This is a genomic window from Amycolatopsis speibonae (assembly GCF_042647925.1).
Taxonomy (GTDB): Bacteria; Actinomycetota; Actinomycetes; order Mycobacteriales; family Pseudonocardiaceae; genus Amycolatopsis; species Amycolatopsis speibonae.
This window is the reverse complement of sequence record NZ_JBHRWK010000044.1, coordinates 28,562-43,279: the sequence shown is the minus strand read 5'-3', so window position 1 is coordinate 43,279 and position 14,718 is coordinate 28,562. Positions and strand designations below refer to the sequence as shown.

Below are 14,718 nucleotides of genomic sequence, written 5' to 3'. Positions count from 1 at the left end.
GTTTTAGCCCAGCCGCAGCCCCGGAGACCGGTGCACCTGCCGGTTCGCGTCGACGATCAGCACCTGACAGTCCGGCTGCGACGCGATCCAGGCGATCCCCTCGGTTCCCAGCGCGAAAGCGGCCGTGGCCAGGGAATCCGCCGTGACGAGGTCGCCGGCGGCGACAGTGACGCTCAGCAGCCCGGTGGCCGGGCGCCCGGTCCGCCCGTCCAGGATGTGCGCGCCGCGCTCGTATTCCGCCGAAGTAGCGACGGCGCCGCCGGACGACTCCACCACCGCGCAGATCGCGTCGAACCGTTCGGGATGCCGGATGCCGACCCGCCACGCGCGGCCGGGTTCCGGTTCGCCGGAGGTGACGACGTCGCCACCGGCGTTGACGCAGAAGACGTCCAGGCCCTCGGCGAGCAGCAAGGACGCCGCCCGCTGCACCGCCCAGCCCTTGACCATCGCGTTCGGGTCGAGCCGCCGTCCGGGGAGCCGGGCGGTGAACGCCCCGCCGGACAGCCGTTCGTAGTGGTCGCACAGCGAAAGCACTTCGAGCAGGTCGTCGCTCAGCTCCGAAGGCGCGAGTTCGCCGCGGTCGTAGCGGCAGACCTCGCTGCCTGCCTTGAACGGGCTGAACCGGGCGTCGACCTCCCGCAGCCAGCCGAAGACGCCGTCGATCGCGTGGTCGACGAGTTCGCCGCCCGCGCGGACGTCGACCGAGACCGGCAGCCCCATGACCTGCTCGACACGGTTCATCTCGCGTCCAGTGCCGCCTGGAGCGATTTGACGTACGACTCGCTCGTCGACGTCGCCCCGGAGACGGTGTCGATGTCGGCGCTCTGCGCGGTCAGCGTCTCCTCCTGCAGGACCGGGATCGCGTCGACGCCGCGTCCGCTGACCGGCCGCCGCAGCAGGCGGACCTCGGAGATCTTGTCCTCGGCCGAGATCACCAGCCGCACCTGCACGGTGCCGTACCGGTTGCTCTCCACCGAACCGTCGACGGTGCGCTCGGCGCCTTCGGAGGCGCCACCGTCCGAAGAGGACACGGTGGACGGCGCGGGCGCGGCGACGGCCACGGTCTCCGAACCGAGCGGACCCGGTTCGTACAGCCAGACCCCGAGGAAGCCGAAGGTCGAAAGGGCGACCGTGACGGCGACGATGGTCTTCTTCATGATCGGGACTCCCTGGTTCAGGCGGCGAGGCTGAAGCGTTCGGCGTGGACCTGACTGCTCGGCACCCGCAGCTCCCGCAGGCTGCGCAACGTCGCCGACGTCATCCCGGGCGGGCCGCACACGAAGACGTCCCTGTCCTCGATGTCCGGCACCATCAGCCGCAGGCTGTGCGCGCCGAGCACCGGCCCGTGGGGACCGGCCTGATCGGACGGTCCACTGAGGACGTGGACGACGGCGCCGCGCGCCTGCGCCAAGCCCCGCAGCTCAGGCAGGAGGACGGCGTCGAGCTGGGTGCGGACGCGGTAGAGCACCACGACGTGGCCGGAGATCTCCTCCAGGAGCGCGCGGATCGGGGTGATCCCGACGCCGCCCGCGACCAGCAGCGCGTCCGGTTTCTGTTGGTGCATCGTGGTGAACGCGCCGTACGGGCCCTCGGCGAACACCTTGGTGCCGACCTTCAGCGACCGCAGCGACGCGCTGCCGTCACCGGCGGCTTTCGCGGTCAGGCGCAGGGTGTGGCCGTCCGGTGCGGCCGAAAGCGAGAAAGGATTGGCCTGCCACCAGCGATCCCGGGTCATGAAGCGCCAGAGGAAGAACTGGCCCGCCCTCGCGGGCATCTTGTCGAGGTGCTTTCCGGTGATGTACACCGAGACGACGTCGTCGGATTCGGGGACCACGGCGACGACCTTCAGCCGGTGCCGCAGATTCCGCGCCAGCGGCAGCACCACGCGGCCGGCGAAGACCGAGCCGAGCGCGACACCCCACACCGCCCACCAGTAGGCCTGGGCCCCCGGTGACGACGCGAACGATCCGCCCAGCGCGATTTGGTGGCTGAACGCCAGAACGACCGCCGCGTAGGTGTAGAGGTGCAGGAAATGCCAGGTCTCGTACGCCAGGCGACGGCGGGCGAACCGCGCGGAGACGGCGCCGACGAGCAGGATCAGCGCGAGCGCGACGACCGCGCGCAGGATCCCCTCCAGTTTCGTCACCATCGTGACGAACTCGTCCACCATGCCGTTGTTCTCGACCTGCGAGTAGCCGAAGACGATGAAGACGAAGTGGGTGAGCAGTGTCCACAGGAGGCTGAACCCGGTCCAGCGGTGCCAGACGGTGAGCCGGTCCATGCCGAGGCGGCGGTCGAGCCACGGCAGCCGGGCGACCAGCAGCAGCTGGAACGCCATCGCCAGCGCCCCGTACAGCCCGGCGAGCCTGCCGACGCTGATGAGGACGTTGTCGGATGGCCCCGCGGCGAAGAAGAGCGCGGTCACGGCGGCCACGTTGGCCCCGATGAAGGTGAAGAGCCCGGCGCGTGCGGCGATCCTGGGACGGATCGCCGGGCGCGGTCTCACGGCGGTCTGCGTCATGGTTTTCACACGTGGTCCCTTCCGGTCCGGTTCAAGTGCCGAGCCTGCTGTGCCAACCTGTGACCTTTCTTGGCGGAACCTGTCGGCTTCCTGTCGTCTGCGCTCCCGCCTCGCTCTCGCGCGCGCGTTGACGGAGGATGGGCCTGGTGAACACCGAGAACCCCGTTCGCCTGCTGGTGGTGGACGACGAGCCGCATATCGCCGACCTGGTGGCCACCGTCGCCCGCTACGAGGGCTGGCAAGCCGTCACCGCCGGATCGGGTGAGGCCGCGCTCGCCAGGGCGGCCGAATTCGGGCCCGACATCGTCGTGCTCGATCTGATGCTGCCCGGTATCGACGGGTTCACCGTGCTGGACAGGCTCCGCGAGGCGGGGACGGCGGTGCCCGTCGTCTTCCTCACCGCGAAGGACGCGACGGCGGATCGCGTCGCCGGGCTCACCCGAGGCGGTGACGACTACCTCGTCAAACCGTTCTCCGTCGAGGAACTGATGGCGCGGTTGCGCGCGGTGCTGCGGCGAAGCACCAGCAGCCAGGCGAGGGCGGCCGCTCTGCTGCGGGTCGGCGATCTGACCATGAACGAGGACACCCGCGAGGTCGCCCGCGACGGCAGGCCCGCCGAGCTGACGCCGACCGAGTACGAACTGCTGCGCTATCTCATGCGGCGTTCGCCTTCGGTGCTGACCAAGGCGCAGATCCTCGACCACGTCTGGGAATACGACTTCGGCGGCCGGTCCAATGTGGTCGAACTCGTCATCTCGCACCTGCGGCGCAAACTCGACGCGGGCAAGGAGCCGCTGATCCACACCGTGCGCGGGGTCGGCTACGTGGTCCGGCAGGCCGCGAGATGAAAACGCTGTACCGGTGGTATCACGCCTGGCGCCGGTCGAGGCTCGGGACCCGGCTGGCGCTCGGACTCGGCGTGCTGGCGCTGGTGGTGTTCGCCGTCGTCGGCACCGTGATGGTCGGCATCATGAAGGGCTATCTGAACGACAGGCTCGACGAGCAGCTCGCCAAGACCCAGATCAGCCAGGTGCCGTCGCTGCGCACCACGCACGGCGGGAAACCTCAGCAGGCCTACGGCTGGTTTTCCGCCGTTTTCGCGGTGCGGAACGGGGACGCGCTGGCGCAGGACGGCGGTTCCCTGCCACCGGACACGAAGGCGCTGGCGAAGGTCGCCGAGGACGCGACGCGGACCGAGGTGCTGCGCACCGTCTACATCGAGGACAAGGGCACTTACCGCGTCCGGGCCTGCCCGATCGAGCCGAGCCGGAACATCGTGCTGGTCAGCGCCGCGCCGCAGGCGGATCTGGACCGGACGGTCAGCCAGCTGGTGATGGTCGAGGTCGTCGCGTTCCTGCTGGCGCTGGCGGTGCTGGTGATCGCCGGACGGCTGGTGCTGCGGCGCGGATTGCGGCCGCTGAGCGACATGGCCGGGACGGCGCACGACATCGCGTCGCACGACCTGACCACGAACGCCGATCTCCCGGTGCGCGCGCAGGCGAGCGGCGGCGGCGCCGAGGTCGAGGAACTGCGGACGGCGTTCAACCTGATGCTGGCGCACCTGGATTCCTCACTGGTCGCGCGCCGGGAGGCGAACGAGCGGCTGCGGCGGTTCATCGCCGACGCCTCCCACGAACTGCGCACGCCGCTGACGTCGATCCGGGGCTACGCCGAGCTTTTCCGCTACGCCGCGGCGAACGAACCCGCCGAACGCGAGGCGCATCTGTCGAAGATCCGTGAAGAGACGCAGCGGATGAGCGTGCTCGTCGACGATCTCCTGCTCCTCGCGCGTCTCGACGCGCCGGAGACCGAAGCCCCGCTGCGGCTGGTCGACCTCGACCTCGCCGAGCTGATCACCGACGCGGGGGAGGCCTTCACCGCCGGCCGCCCGGAGCATCCGCTGACCGTCGGCCCGCTCCCGGAAGGTGTTGTCCTGCAAGCGGATCCGGTGCGCCTGCGGCAGGTGCTGGACAACCTGCTCGCCAACGCCGCGGTGCACACGCCGCCCGGCACCCCGGTCACGGTTTCGGCTGAGGCCTCGGGGGCCGAGGTCGTCCTGCGGGTGAGCGACGCCGGGCCGGGGGTCCCGCCGGAAGCGCGGGAGCGGATCTTCGACCGGTTCTTCCGGGTCGACACCGCCCGGACGCGCGGCAACGGCGGGACCGGGCTCGGGCTTTCGGTGGTGCTCTCGCTGGTCTCCGCGCACGGCGGGACGATCGAGGTTTCGAGCGTTCCGGGGGCGACGACTTTCACCGTGCGGCTACCACGAACGCACCCGTAACCCCGATCCCGCGCGCTATGAAAGGTCCTTTCCTTGCAAAATTTGCAAGGAAAGGACCTTTCATAGCGTTGGTGAGCCTTACCCGACCCGCCCCTTCACGTGGTCCGGCACCGTCCACGCCGAAGCCAGGTCCACCGACGGCTCCGGCTCCCCGAACACCGTCCGCACCGGCAGCACCCCCGCCCACGCGAGATCGTCCGCGACCTCGTCCTCGGGATCGTCGGGACCCTCGCCGCGCATCTTCACCGACGCCTCGGTGAGGTCCAGCTCCAGCACCGAAACCGACGCGAACTCCTTGGCGTTGACGTCGCGCGCGTGCTCCCACGAGCCGGGCGCGAGGTGATCGGTCAGCACGCGGAGGCCGTGCGTCTTCCGGTCGGCGTCGGTGACCGCGGCCGCCTTGCCCAGGATCACGGCGCTGCGGTAGTTCATCGAGTGGTTGTTGATCGAGCGCGCGTAGACGATGCCGTCGAGCAGGGTCACCGTGACACAGATCTCGACCCCGTCGGAGTCCCGCATGCTCTTCGCCCCGGTGGATCCGTGCAGGTAGAGCGTGTTCCCGTCGCGGCCGTAGCCGGTCGGGATGACCAGCGGGACACCGTCGCGCACGACGCCGAGATGGCAGATCAGGCCTTCGTCGAGTACCGCGTACAGCGCCGAGCGGTCGGTGAGCGCGCGGTTCTTCTTACGGCCGAGGGTGGTCCGGTCGGTGGGAGAGAGCGGGGTGGACATGGGAGTAGTCTCACCCACGAGAGTGGCCTGTAATAACGGCCAATTCTCCTATACTTGAGAAGGCCACTTTGTCGAGAGGGCGGAGTACAGGATGTCCGACACCGCTCTGCCGGTCAGCCTCGACCGCGATTCGCTCGTCCCGCTCGCGGTCCAGCTGGCCGACGCGTTGCGCGCGGCCGCCGGCGACGGGCATCTGCGCGGCGGCGACAGGCTGCCCTCGACCAGGGCGCTCGCGAACCGGCTCGGTGTCAGCCGCACGGTGACATCGGCGGCGTATGAGCAGCTTCACGCGGAGGGCTGGATCGCGGGCCGCCACGGCTCCGGCACCTACGTCACCACGACACCGCCCGCGGACAGGCCGTCGAAAGGCCTCGCACCGGGCAAGCCGGCCGCTCCGCCCACGCTGATCGACCTCACGCCGGGCGTCCCGTGGGCCGACGGCGTCGAGAGGGCCGCCTGGCGCCGCGCGTGGCGGGCCGCCGCCGACCCGCGCCCGACCTATCGCGAGGACAGGGCCGGCCTGCCCGCGTACCGGGACGCGGTGTCCGAGCATCTGCTGCGCCACCGCGGGCTCGCCGCCGGAACGGTGCTCGCCACCGGCGGGACGACGGCGGCCGTGATCGAGCTCGCGGGCTCGGTGCTCTCGCGCGGCGATCGGGTCGCGATCGAGGAACCGGGCTATCAGCGCGCGGTGCAGGCGTTCCGGCGGGCGGGGATGGAGGTCGTGCCCGTCCCGGTCGACGAGGAGGGCCTGCGCCTGGACGCCGTCCCCGCCGACGTCCGCGCGGTGTACTGCTCGCCCGCGCATCAGTACCCGCTCGGCAGCCGGATGAGCGCGTCCCGCCGGGTCGAACTGGTCGAACTCGCCCGCGCCGAGGGCATGCTGGTGATCGAGGACGACTACGACGGCGAGCTGCGGTTCGACGTCGCGCCGCTGCCGCTGCTGGCCGCGCTCGCGCCCGACGTCGTCGCGCATCTCGGGACCACGAGCAAGATCCTCACCCCGGCGCTGGGCGCGGGCTGGATGGTCGCGCCGTCACCGGTCGCGGCCGCGGTGCTGGAGTATCGCGAAGCGACCGGGACGCGTCCGTCGCCCGCCGGACAGCGGGTGGTCGCGGAACTCGCGCGGCACGGCGATCTGGGGCGGCACCTGCGAAAGCTGCGGAGGGAGCTTTCGGAGCGCCGGTCCCTGGTTTCGGCCACGCTGACGTCGGCGGGGATCCCGGTGCTCGGCGACGACGCGGGCGCGCATCTGGTCGTCCCCTGTGGATCGGCGGCCGAGGAAGCGGCGCGGCTGGCGGCGGCGGAACGCGCCGGGATCCGGCTCGACGGGCTGGTCCGGCACTTCGTCGGGACGCCGACGGTGTTCGGGAACCTCATCGGTTACGCGGGTTGTTCGCGGGAAACGCTCCGGTCCGCGCTCAAACCGCTGATCCCCGTGCTCGGTTGACCTCCAGCGAACTGGAGGTCCTACCTTGCGATCATGCGTGCGATCACAGTGTCCCGATTCGGCGATCCCGATGTCCTCGAACAGGTCGAACTGCCCACCCCCGAGCCCTCGGAGGGCGAGCTCCGCGTCGCGGTGACGGCGGCCGGGGTCGGCTGGCTCGACGCCCTCATCCGGCGGGGCGACGGTCCCGACGTGTTCGCTGTCGAGCCGCCGTACGTGCCCGGTGGCGCGGTGGCCGGCACGGTCGACGCGGTCGGCGCCGGAGTCGACGAGACCTGGCTGGGCAAAGTCGTCGTCACCAGCGCGACAGGCGGATACGGCGGGGGATACGCGGACACGGTCATCGCGTCGCCGGACGAGACCTTCCCGGTCCCGGCGGGGCTCGACCCTCAGCAAGCCTTGGCCCTGCTGAACGACGGCAGTACCGCGCTGGCGCTGCTGGAGAAGACCCCGGTCGAGGCCGGGGAGCGGATTCTGGTGTCGCCGGGCGTCGGCGGTCTCGGCAGCCTGCTGGTGCAGCTCGCCCGCGCGGCGGGCGCGACCGTCATCGCGGCGGTCCGCGGCGGCGAAAAGGCGGCGATCGCCCGGAAACTGGGCGCCGAGCCGGTCGACTACTCGGTGGCGGACTGGACCGGCGAGGTCCTCGCCCGCACCGGAGGCCACCGGTTGGACGTGGTCTTCGACGGCGTCGGCGGCGAACTGGGCGCGGCATCCCTGGCGTTGCTGAAGAACGGCGGCCGGTTCTCGGGCTACGGCATGTCCAGTGGCGCGGAGACGGTGATCGGTGCCGCCGATCGTGCCCGGCTGTCCCTTGTGGACATGGCTCAGCTGGTCGGTTTCTGGCCCGACAATCCGCGCCGGGTGCGGGAAGTGCTGCGGCAGGCGGCCGAAGGGACGCTGACGCCGGTCATCGGCCGGACGTACCCGCTGGCCGAGGCGGCCGCCGCGCACGCGGACATCGAGGCGCGGCGGTACACCGGGAAGACCCTGCTGGTCGTGCCCTGAATCAGAACCGCAGGGGTACCGCGGGGAGATTGGCGCCGATGACGTCCGAAATGGTCTGGAGCGGCCCTGTTCCCGCGGTGTCCGGCACGGTGAGCGCCGTGTAGACGGGCCTGTCCACCACGAACCACGTCGCGGTGCCCTCGCCCTCGACCTGTAGCCACTGGACGTTGTCGATCGTCCGCAGCTGCGAGGTCCGGGTGAGCTCCGGCGGCTTGCCGAGCCCGCACCGCAGGACCACCGGATCGCCGGTGCCCCAGCCGACCGTCGCCTCGGGGGCGGGGTCGGCCAGCTTCCGCCGCACCAGCGTGTTCCCGGACGAGGTGAGCTCGTGCGGGAGCGCGCCGACGAGCTTCGCACAGTCGGGTGATCCTGACTGAGGCGCCGGGACCGGGACGAGCGGGAGCGGGCCGTCCGCGGCCGGGGCCTCGGGCTCCGCGCCGCGGGTCAGCCCGAAGACGGCCACGCCCGCGACGAGCAGCACCGCGAGGCAAGCGGCCGCGATCAGCAGTGGTTTCGGGGGAGCGCCGGTGTCCGTGTCAGCCACCGGACCACTACACCACCTCTTACAGATGCACGACCGGGCAGGTCAGCGTACGGGTGATGCCCTCCACGTTCTGCACCTTGGCGACCACCAGCTGGCCGAGCTGATCGACGGTCTCGGCCGCGGCCTTGACGATCACGTCGTAGGGGCCGGTGACATCCTCCGAACTGGTGACACCCGAGATGGTGGAGATCTCCGCGGCGACCGCGGCGGCTTTGCCGACCTCGGTCTGGATGAGGATGTATGCGTGGACCACGGCGCGCCCCTTCGTCTGTCTTAGTCGGCTCAAGGTAGGAACGTTGTAGCAACGTATCGCCAGCCTCGGGAAAAACCTAGGGCTTCCGACTATCGGTGATCGACATTTGTCCGGACAAGGGAAAGTGGAGGTGACGGGTGTCACCGAACGACGGCACGGTCGCCGGGACCGGTGAATTCCGGTTGATCGAAGCGGTGACGGCAGGCCGGAAACAGCCGGAGTCGACGCTGCTCGGACCGGGGGACGACGCGGCCGTCGTGGCCACCCCGGACGGCCGGACGGTGGCCACCACCGACGTCCTCGTGCAGGGGGTCCACTTCCGTCTCGACTGGTCCAGCGCCGAACAGGTGGGGCGCAAGGCGGTCGCGGTGAACCTCACCGACATCGCCGCCATGGGCGCCCGGCCGACGTCCGTCCTCATGGGATTCGCCTGCCCATCGGACACCGAGACTTCGCTTGTCGCCGAACTCACCCAGGGCATGTGGATCGAAGCCGACCGCGCGGGGGTCGGGATCGTCGGCGGCGACATGGTCCGCGCCGACCAGATCGTGATCAGTGTCACCGCGCTCGGCGACCTCGGTGGCCGGGAACCGGTGACGCGGTCCGGCGCCCGCCCCGGCGACGTCGTCGCGGTCTGCGGACGGCTCGGCTGGGCGGCGGCGGGACTCGCCGTGCTCGGGCGGGGTTTCCGCTCACCGGTCAGCGTGGTCAACGCGCAGCGCTGCCCCGAACCGGACTACGAGGCGGGCATCCGCGCGGCCGACGGCGGCGCGACGTCGATGATCGACGTGTCCGACGGGCTCCTGTCCGACCTCGGCCACATCGCCACGGCGTCCGGCGTCGGGATCGACGTGCGGACGGCGGATCTCGACGTGTCGAGCAGGCTGACCGAGGTCGGCACCGCGCTCGGCGCCGACCCGCTGAAATGGGTGCTCACCGGCGGCGAGGACCACGCTTTCGCGGCGACCTTCCCCGCTTTCGCCGACCTGCCGGAGGGCTGGAGCGAGATCGGCGTCGTGACCATGCCGGATTCGGGCGTGACGGTGGACGGGAAGCGGTACGGACACGACGGCGGATGGCAGCACTGGCGCTAGGAGCGTGAGGCCCACCAAGTCGATTCCGCGGTGACGGTGAAGCCGAGGGATTCGTACAGCGGCCTGCCTGCCTTGGAGGCCGTGAGCGTGACCGGAGACCCTGCCAAAGGGGCGAGGGAGCCGAGCATCACGGCGCGTCCCACGCCGCGCGAGCGGAAGGCTTCCGGCGTGCCGACCCAGTAGTGGCTGCCGAAGCCGTCCTCGACGACCGTGACGCACGCCCCGGCGACCTCGCCGTCGAGCCGCGCGACGAACACGGCGACCCCCGGCTGCCCGAGCAGGGCCGTGGGGAACATCTCACCCGCGAGGTAGGGCTCGAACCGGGAGAGTTCGAAGCCCGCGATCACCGCGCGTTCGGCCGCCCGCAGGTCCGCATCGGCGTTTACTCGGACCACCTCCATCACGGGTTCGGCGACGGGCGCGGGCGGGCGCAGCATGACGGGCATCCGCCAGCTGCGCATCTCCCCGAGATGGCTCAGATCGGTGACACTGAAGGGATCCTCGGCGTCCACCGGACCCTTCGCAAGCGCGGCCAGTTCGGTGATCTCCGCCAGGTCGTCGGCGGTGGGATCGGGTTCCTGGAGCAGGACACGCAGTCCGGCGCGCTCGTCACCGGCGACGGCGAGGAAGCCGCGGCGGCGGATCACCTCGTGGCCGCGGGACCGGCCTGTCGCGGCCCAGAACGCGGCGGAGTTGCGGGCCTGGCGCAGCGGCGCCTCGGCTTCGATCGACATGATCGGAATCCAAGGCGCAGGACGGCTGCGGCGACAGTGCCGATCACGCCACATCCGCTTGGGCCAATTCTGCTTTCCCGCGACAGGGCCGCTCGCTAATCTCGCGCTCATGGACCTTCGTGTGCTGCCCTACGACCACCCCGACGCGGTGAAGCTGCTGGCCGAGGCCCAGCTCGAACTGGCCGCCCGGTACGGCGGCGAAGACGAGACACCGATGGACGGGGCCCAGTTCGCCTCGCCGAAGGGCTTGTTCGTGGCCGCGTACCTCGACGACGTCCCCGTGGGCTCGGGTGCCTGGCGGGCGCACGAGGGGCCGGACCCCCTGCGGCCCGGCGACGCCGAGATCAAGCGCATGTTCGTGATGGCTTCGGCGCGGGGGCGGGGGATCGCGCGGGCGATCCTCGCCGACCTGGAACGGACGGCCGCCGAGGCCGGACGGCTGCGTATGGTGCTGGAAACCGGTGACAAACAGCCGGAGGCCATCGCGCTGTACGTTTCGGCCGGCTACCGGGAGATGCCGGGTTTCGGGTACTACAAGGACGAACCGGAAAGCGTCTGCTACGGCAAGTCGCTGGTTTAGGAGCACGCATGCCGATCTACGCACTGGGCGACCTCGAACCCTCGATCCACCCTGACGCCTACATCCACCCCGACGCGACGGTGATCGGCGACGTCCGCATCGCGGCGTTCGCGTCGGTGTGGCCGCAGACGGTGCTGCGCGGCGACCACGGCTACATCGAGATCGGCGAGCGGTCCAACGTCCAGGACGGCTGCGTCCTGCACTGCACCCGCAAGGAACCGACGGTGATCGGGAACTCCTCCGCCGTCGGGCATTCGGTGCACATCGAGGGCGCGCGGATCGGCGAGGGCTGCCTGATCGCGTCGGGATCGGTGGTGTTGAACGGAACCGTCGTCGAGGACGGCGGGATGGTCGGCGCGGGCGCGGTTCTCCCCTATGGGTCCCATGTGGACAGTGGGCATATCGCGCTCGGCGTCCCGGCGAAGACGCGGCTGAACACGTCTTTCGGGCCGGACATGATCAAGCTGGTCGTCGACGGGTATGTCGAGCGTGCGGCGCGGTTCCGGGTCGAACTCCGGCGGCTCGGGTGACGTGAGTAAGCTCGCACGCCGTGACCGCACGACCGCTGCAGGACATCGTCGAAGCAGGCTGGGCGCAAGCCCTCGAACCGGTGGCGCCGCAGGTCGCCGCGATGGGGGAATTCCTCCGCGCGGAGATCGCCGCCGACCGGACCTACCTCCCGGCAGGGGAACACGTGCTGCGGGCTTTCCAGCAGCCGTTCCACGACGTCCGGGTGCTGATCGTCGGGCAGGACCCGTACCCGACGCCCGGCCACGCCGTCGGGCTGAGCTTTTCGGTGGCGCCGGACGTCCGGCCGATCCCGAAGAGCCTGATCAACATCTACAAGGAGTACTGCGAGGACCTCGGGCACCCGTTGCCGTCGAACGGCGACCTGACGCCGTGGGCCGACCAGGGCGTGCTGCTGCTCAACAGGGCGCTGACGGTGCAGCCGGGCAAATCGAACTCGCACCAGGGCAAGGGCTGGGAAGACGTCACCGAGCAGGCCATCAAGGCCCTCGCCGCGCGGGACGAGCCGATGGTGGCGATCCTGTGGGGCCGCAACGCGCGGAACCTGAAGCCGATGCTGGGGAAGGTGCCGTGCATCGAGTCGGCGCACCCGAGCCCGCTCTCGGCGCATGCCGGGTTCTTCGGGTCGCGTCCCTTCAGCCGGGCGAACCAGCTGCTCGCCGACCAGGGCGCCGGCCCCGTGGACTGGAAGCTCCCCTGACCCTCGGCCGCCGCAATTAGTCCTCTACTTGGGGAGTGAGGCGCGAAGCGGGCGCGGGGTGGGGGCGGCTGGCGGGCGTCCGGTCCCGGTGGTCGTGAGCGGCGATTCGTGTTCTAACCCCACTTGCCACTCACGACCACCCCGACCCCGCGCGCCCAGCCCGACTTGCGCGCAGTGGGGAAGCGGAGCCCGGCGCGGGCACTCACCTCAAACGCGTGACAACAGTGGCCGGTGTGACTCCTGAGGCGACGCCAAAGTCCGTGAAGGCCTCCTTCCCTACCTTGAGAGTAGGGAAGGAGGCCTTCACGGACTTGAAGCCAGCACCGTGCCCATAAAAAATGGCGGGTGCTCCGAAGAGCACCCGCCATTCCCCAAAAACCCGGCTCAGCCGCGAACGACCTTGCCCGCCTTGATGCACGAGGTGCAGGCGTTCAGGCGCTTGCGCTGGGAAAGACCGATCTTGGCGTGAACGGTCTGGATGTTCGGGTTCCACCGGCGGTTGGTACGCCGGTGGGAGTGCGAGACCGACTTGCCAAAGCCCGGTCCCTTGCCACAGACGTCGCACACGGCAGCCACGTCGAACTCCTCTGGATCTGGGACAAAGAATGATGCGCCCAGCATGCTGGGCAACTCGACCATAGTAACCAGTGGCTCAGAGCCCTCAGGCACCGGGTCGATACCCTCGCTGGAACAGCTAGGAGGTCATGGCGTGCGGGTGCTGGACGTGGCGGCGGTGTCGGCTTGGTCGGCGGCCTGTGTGCACAGTCTGTCGGTGCTGCGACCGGCGATCGACGGCATCAACGTCTACCCGGTCGCCGACTCCGACACGGGCTCCAACCTGCTGTTCACCATGACCGCGGCCCGCGACGCGCTGGCGGAGGCCGAGCCGGGGACCACCGCCGAGGCGCTGGCGGTCTTCGCGAAGGGCGCGGTCGCGGCGGCCAAGGGCAACTCGGGCGTGATCATGTCGCAGGTCGTGCGCGGGATCGCCGAGTCGGCGGCCGCCAGGGAGCTCGACGGGCCAGGTCTCGCGGAGGCGCTCGGCTGCGCGGACAGGGCCGCCACGGGCGCTGTGAGCCGACCCGTCGCCGGGACCATCCTGACGGTGCTCCACGCCGTCGCCGCGACAGTCCGCGACGCGACAGGGTCGCTCGAAGAGGTGGCCGCCACCGCGGCGAGCGTCGCCGCCGAAGCGCTCGAAGAGACCCCTAAGCAGCTGCCCGTCCTGGCCGTGGCCGGGGTGGTCGACGCGGGGGCTCGCGGCCTGGTCGCGGTCCTCGACGCCCTGGCAGGCGTGATCTCCGGCAGTCTCACCGAGCCGGAACACCCCCTCGAAGCGCATCACCACCACACCGTCGACGCCCCGACGGCCTGGGAGGTCATGTACCTGCTCGACGGCGTCGACGAAGGCAGTCTCCCCGCGCTGCGCAAGACCCTCAGCGGCCTCGGCGACAGCGTCACGGTCGCCGGGGACGGCGCCGGCGCGTACGCCGTCCACGTGCACTGCGCGGACATCGGCGCGGCGCTGGAGGCCGGGATCGAGCTCGGCCGCCCCCGCAGGGTCCGGGTCGAGCCGCTGATCACGCCCACGCCGGTCGAGGTCGGCGGCGGTATCGACCGGTCGGTGGTCGCCGTGGTCCACGGCGGGCAGCTGGCCGAGCTGCTGCGGGCCGAGGGCGTCGCGGTGCTGTCCGTGCCGCCGGGGGTCTCGCCGACGGTCGAGGAGATGCTGGGCCTGATCAACGAGGCCGCCGGGCATCACGTCACCGTCCTCCCCGGCGGTCACCAGTTGACCGCCGCGGCCGACGCGGCGGCCGGGCACGCGATGGCCGCGGATCGCGACGTCGTCGTCATCCCTTGTGTGTCACCCGTCCAGGTGCTCGCCGCGCTGGCCGTCCACGACAAGGACCGCCGCACCAACGACGACGTGGTCGCGATGGCCGAAGCGGCCGCCGCCACCAGGCGTGGCGAACTGCGGATCGCGCACGAGGAGTCGCTAACCTGGGTGGGCCGGGCGCAGGCCGGTGACGTCGTCGGCCTCGTCGACGGCGAGGTCGTGCTGATCGAGCCCGCGCCCGCCTCGGAGACGAGCCTGGTCGCGGCGGCGGTCGGCGTGCTGAACCGGATGCTGGCCCTCGGTGGCGAGCTGGTCACCGTGCTGACCGGCGTCGACGTCCCGGTCCGGTTGCCCGGTGAGCTGGCCGATCAGCTGCGCCTGGAACATCCTGAGGTCGAGTTGACGAGTTACGCCGGCGGCCAGCCCGACGCCGTGCTTCTGATGGGGGTGGAGTGACCG

The 14,718-nt window shown here is 70.8% G+C and carries 17 protein-coding genes; 9 read left to right on the top strand and 8 right to left on the bottom strand.

What is annotated here, in order from left to right:
• Window positions 1-3: 3 nt before the first annotated feature.
• Genes ACFOSH_RS26355 through ACFOSH_RS26345 form a run of 3 tightly spaced genes read right to left on the bottom strand, consistent with a single transcriptional unit; the run spans window position 4 to window position 2,530 of the window.
• Window positions 4-741: an FAD:protein FMN transferase gene (locus ACFOSH_RS26355; protein ID WP_378241743.1), complete on the bottom strand. Its 738-nt coding sequence runs from the start codon at window positions 739-741 to the stop codon at window positions 4-6.
• Window positions 738-1,157, bottom strand: a complete 420-nt coding sequence (locus ACFOSH_RS26350; protein ID WP_378241742.1) for an FMN-binding protein — start codon at window positions 1,155-1,157, stop codon at window positions 738-740. Before ACFOSH_RS26350 ends, ACFOSH_RS26355 begins: the two co-directional genes overlap by 4 nt.
• A gap of 17 nt (window positions 1,158-1,174) precedes the next feature.
• Window positions 1,175-2,530 (bottom strand): ferredoxin reductase family protein, encoded by a 1,356-nt coding sequence (locus ACFOSH_RS26345; RefSeq protein WP_378241741.1) that lies wholly within the window; start codon window positions 2,528-2,530, stop codon window positions 1,175-1,177.
• 137 nt (window positions 2,531-2,667) lie between these two features.
• Between ACFOSH_RS26345 and ACFOSH_RS26340 the strand changes: the two genes are divergently transcribed.
• Both ACFOSH_RS26340 and ACFOSH_RS26335 read left to right on the top strand, forming a co-directional pair.
• Entirely contained in the window at window positions 2,668-3,369 is a 702-nt protein-coding gene (locus ACFOSH_RS26340) for a response regulator transcription factor (RefSeq protein WP_378241740.1), read from the top strand.
• Window positions 3,366-4,802, top strand: coding sequence for a sensor histidine kinase (locus ACFOSH_RS26335; RefSeq protein ID WP_378241739.1), 1,437 nt, complete (start codon window positions 3,366-3,368; stop codon window positions 4,800-4,802). The genes ACFOSH_RS26340 and ACFOSH_RS26335 overlap by 4 nt, the downstream gene beginning before the upstream one ends.
• A gap of 78 nt (window positions 4,803-4,880) precedes the next feature.
• Here the strand turns inward: ACFOSH_RS26335 and ACFOSH_RS26330 are convergent, their stop codons facing one another.
• A complete protein-coding gene (locus tag ACFOSH_RS26330; RefSeq protein WP_378241738.1) occupies window positions 4,881-5,534 on the bottom strand; it encodes a pyridoxamine 5'-phosphate oxidase family protein in 654 nt (217 codons plus the stop codon).
• A gap of 91 nt (window positions 5,535-5,625) precedes the next feature.
• Between ACFOSH_RS26330 and pdxR the strand changes: the two genes are divergently transcribed.
• Window positions 5,626-6,984, top strand: a complete 1,359-nt coding sequence (gene pdxR, locus ACFOSH_RS26325; RefSeq protein ID WP_378241737.1) for a MocR-like pyridoxine biosynthesis transcription factor PdxR — start codon at window positions 5,626-5,628, stop codon at window positions 6,982-6,984.
• Between the two features lie 33 nt (window positions 6,985-7,017).
• A complete protein-coding gene (locus ACFOSH_RS26320) occupies window positions 7,018-7,989 on the top strand; it encodes a zinc-binding dehydrogenase (protein WP_378241736.1) in 972 nt (323 codons plus the stop codon).
• A gap of 1 nt (window position 7,990) precedes the next feature.
• Here ACFOSH_RS26320 and ACFOSH_RS26315 read toward each other — a convergent pair whose 3' ends face one another.
• Together ACFOSH_RS26315 and ACFOSH_RS26310 are read right to left on the bottom strand one after the other, a co-directional pair.
• Window positions 7,991-8,533, bottom strand: coding sequence for a DUF3515 domain-containing protein (locus tag ACFOSH_RS26315; RefSeq protein ID WP_378241735.1), 543 nt, complete (start codon window positions 8,531-8,533; stop codon window positions 7,991-7,993).
• Between the two features lie 19 nt (window positions 8,534-8,552).
• The gene (locus tag ACFOSH_RS26310) at window positions 8,553-8,786 is read right to left on the bottom strand and encodes an Lrp/AsnC ligand binding domain-containing protein (protein ID WP_020630788.1); all 234 of its coding nucleotides are present in this window, start codon (window positions 8,784-8,786) and stop codon (window positions 8,553-8,555) included.
• 137 nt (window positions 8,787-8,923) lie between these two features.
• Here ACFOSH_RS26310 and ACFOSH_RS26305 point away from each other — a divergent pair, with 137 nt between their 5' ends.
• The gene (locus tag ACFOSH_RS26305; protein WP_378241734.1) at window positions 8,924-9,880 is read left to right on the top strand and encodes a thiamine-phosphate kinase; all 957 of its coding nucleotides are present in this window, start codon (window positions 8,924-8,926) and stop codon (window positions 9,878-9,880) included.
• Here ACFOSH_RS26305 and ACFOSH_RS26300 read toward each other — a convergent pair.
• Window positions 9,877-10,614: a GNAT family N-acetyltransferase gene (locus ACFOSH_RS26300; RefSeq protein WP_378241733.1), complete on the bottom strand. Its 738-nt coding sequence runs from the start codon at window positions 10,612-10,614 to the stop codon at window positions 9,877-9,879. The two genes, ACFOSH_RS26305 and ACFOSH_RS26300, sit on opposite strands and share 4 nt — an antisense overlap.
• A 109-nt stretch (window positions 10,615-10,723) precedes the next feature.
• Here ACFOSH_RS26300 and ACFOSH_RS26295 point away from each other — a divergent pair, with 109 nt between their 5' ends.
• Genes ACFOSH_RS26295 through ACFOSH_RS26285 form a run of 3 tightly spaced genes read left to right on the top strand, consistent with a single transcriptional unit; the run spans window position 10,724 to window position 12,422 of the window.
• Window positions 10,724-11,194 carry a GNAT family N-acetyltransferase gene (locus ACFOSH_RS26295; protein WP_378241732.1) on the top strand — a complete coding sequence of 157 codons (471 nt, stop codon included), beginning with the start codon at window positions 10,724-10,726 and terminating at the stop codon, window positions 11,192-11,194.
• Window positions 11,195-11,202: 8 nt separating this feature from the next.
• Window positions 11,203-11,724, top strand: a complete 522-nt coding sequence (locus tag ACFOSH_RS26290; protein ID WP_378241731.1) for a gamma carbonic anhydrase family protein — start codon at window positions 11,203-11,205, stop codon at window positions 11,722-11,724.
• Between the two features lie 20 nt (window positions 11,725-11,744).
• Complete coding sequence (locus tag ACFOSH_RS26285; protein WP_378241730.1) at window positions 11,745-12,422, top strand: uracil-DNA glycosylase; 678 nt, start codon at window positions 11,745-11,747, stop codon at window positions 12,420-12,422.
• Window positions 12,423-12,806: 384 nt separating this feature from the next.
• Here ACFOSH_RS26285 and rpmB read toward each other — a convergent pair whose 3' ends face one another.
• Window positions 12,807-12,998, bottom strand: coding sequence for a 50S ribosomal protein L28 (gene rpmB / locus ACFOSH_RS26280; RefSeq protein ID WP_007031450.1), 192 nt, complete (start codon window positions 12,996-12,998; stop codon window positions 12,807-12,809).
• A 133-nt stretch (window positions 12,999-13,131) separates the two neighbouring features.
• Here rpmB and ACFOSH_RS26275 point away from each other — a divergent pair, with 133 nt between their 5' ends.
• Complete coding sequence (locus tag ACFOSH_RS26275) at window positions 13,132-14,715, top strand: DAK2 domain-containing protein (RefSeq protein ID WP_378241729.1); 1,584 nt, start codon at window positions 13,132-13,134, stop codon at window positions 14,713-14,715.
• The last annotated feature ends 3 nt before the right edge of the window (window positions 14,716-14,718 follow it).

Excerpts from the sequence above, each read along its gene's own strand:
- ACFOSH_RS26355 (WP_378241743.1), bottom strand. The coding sequence starts at position 741 with ATGAACCGTGTCGAGCAGGTCATGGGGCTGCCGGTCTCGGTCGACGTC.
- ACFOSH_RS26350 (WP_378241742.1), bottom strand. The coding sequence starts at position 1,157 with ATGAAGAAGACCATCGTCGCCGTCACGGTCGCCCTTTCGACCTTCGGC.
- ACFOSH_RS26335 (WP_378241739.1), top strand. The coding sequence starts at position 3,366 with ATGAAAACGCTGTACCGGTGGTATCACGCCTGGCGCCGGTCGAGGCTC.
- ACFOSH_RS26330 (WP_378241738.1), bottom strand. The coding sequence starts at position 5,534 with ATGTCCACCCCGCTCTCTCCCACCGACCGGACCACCCTCGGCCGTAAG.
- pdxR (WP_378241737.1), top strand. The coding sequence starts at position 5,626 with ATGTCCGACACCGCTCTGCCGGTCAGCCTCGACCGCGATTCGCTCGTC.
- ACFOSH_RS26320 (WP_378241736.1), top strand. The coding sequence starts at position 7,018 with ATGCGTGCGATCACAGTGTCCCGATTCGGCGATCCCGATGTCCTCGAA.
- ACFOSH_RS26300 (WP_378241733.1), bottom strand. The coding sequence starts at position 10,614 with ATGTCGATCGAAGCCGAGGCGCCGCTGCGCCAGGCCCGCAACTCCGCC.
- ACFOSH_RS26295 (WP_378241732.1), top strand. The coding sequence starts at position 10,724 with ATGGACCTTCGTGTGCTGCCCTACGACCACCCCGACGCGGTGAAGCTG.
- ACFOSH_RS26290 (WP_378241731.1), top strand. The coding sequence starts at position 11,203 with ATGCCGATCTACGCACTGGGCGACCTCGAACCCTCGATCCACCCTGAC.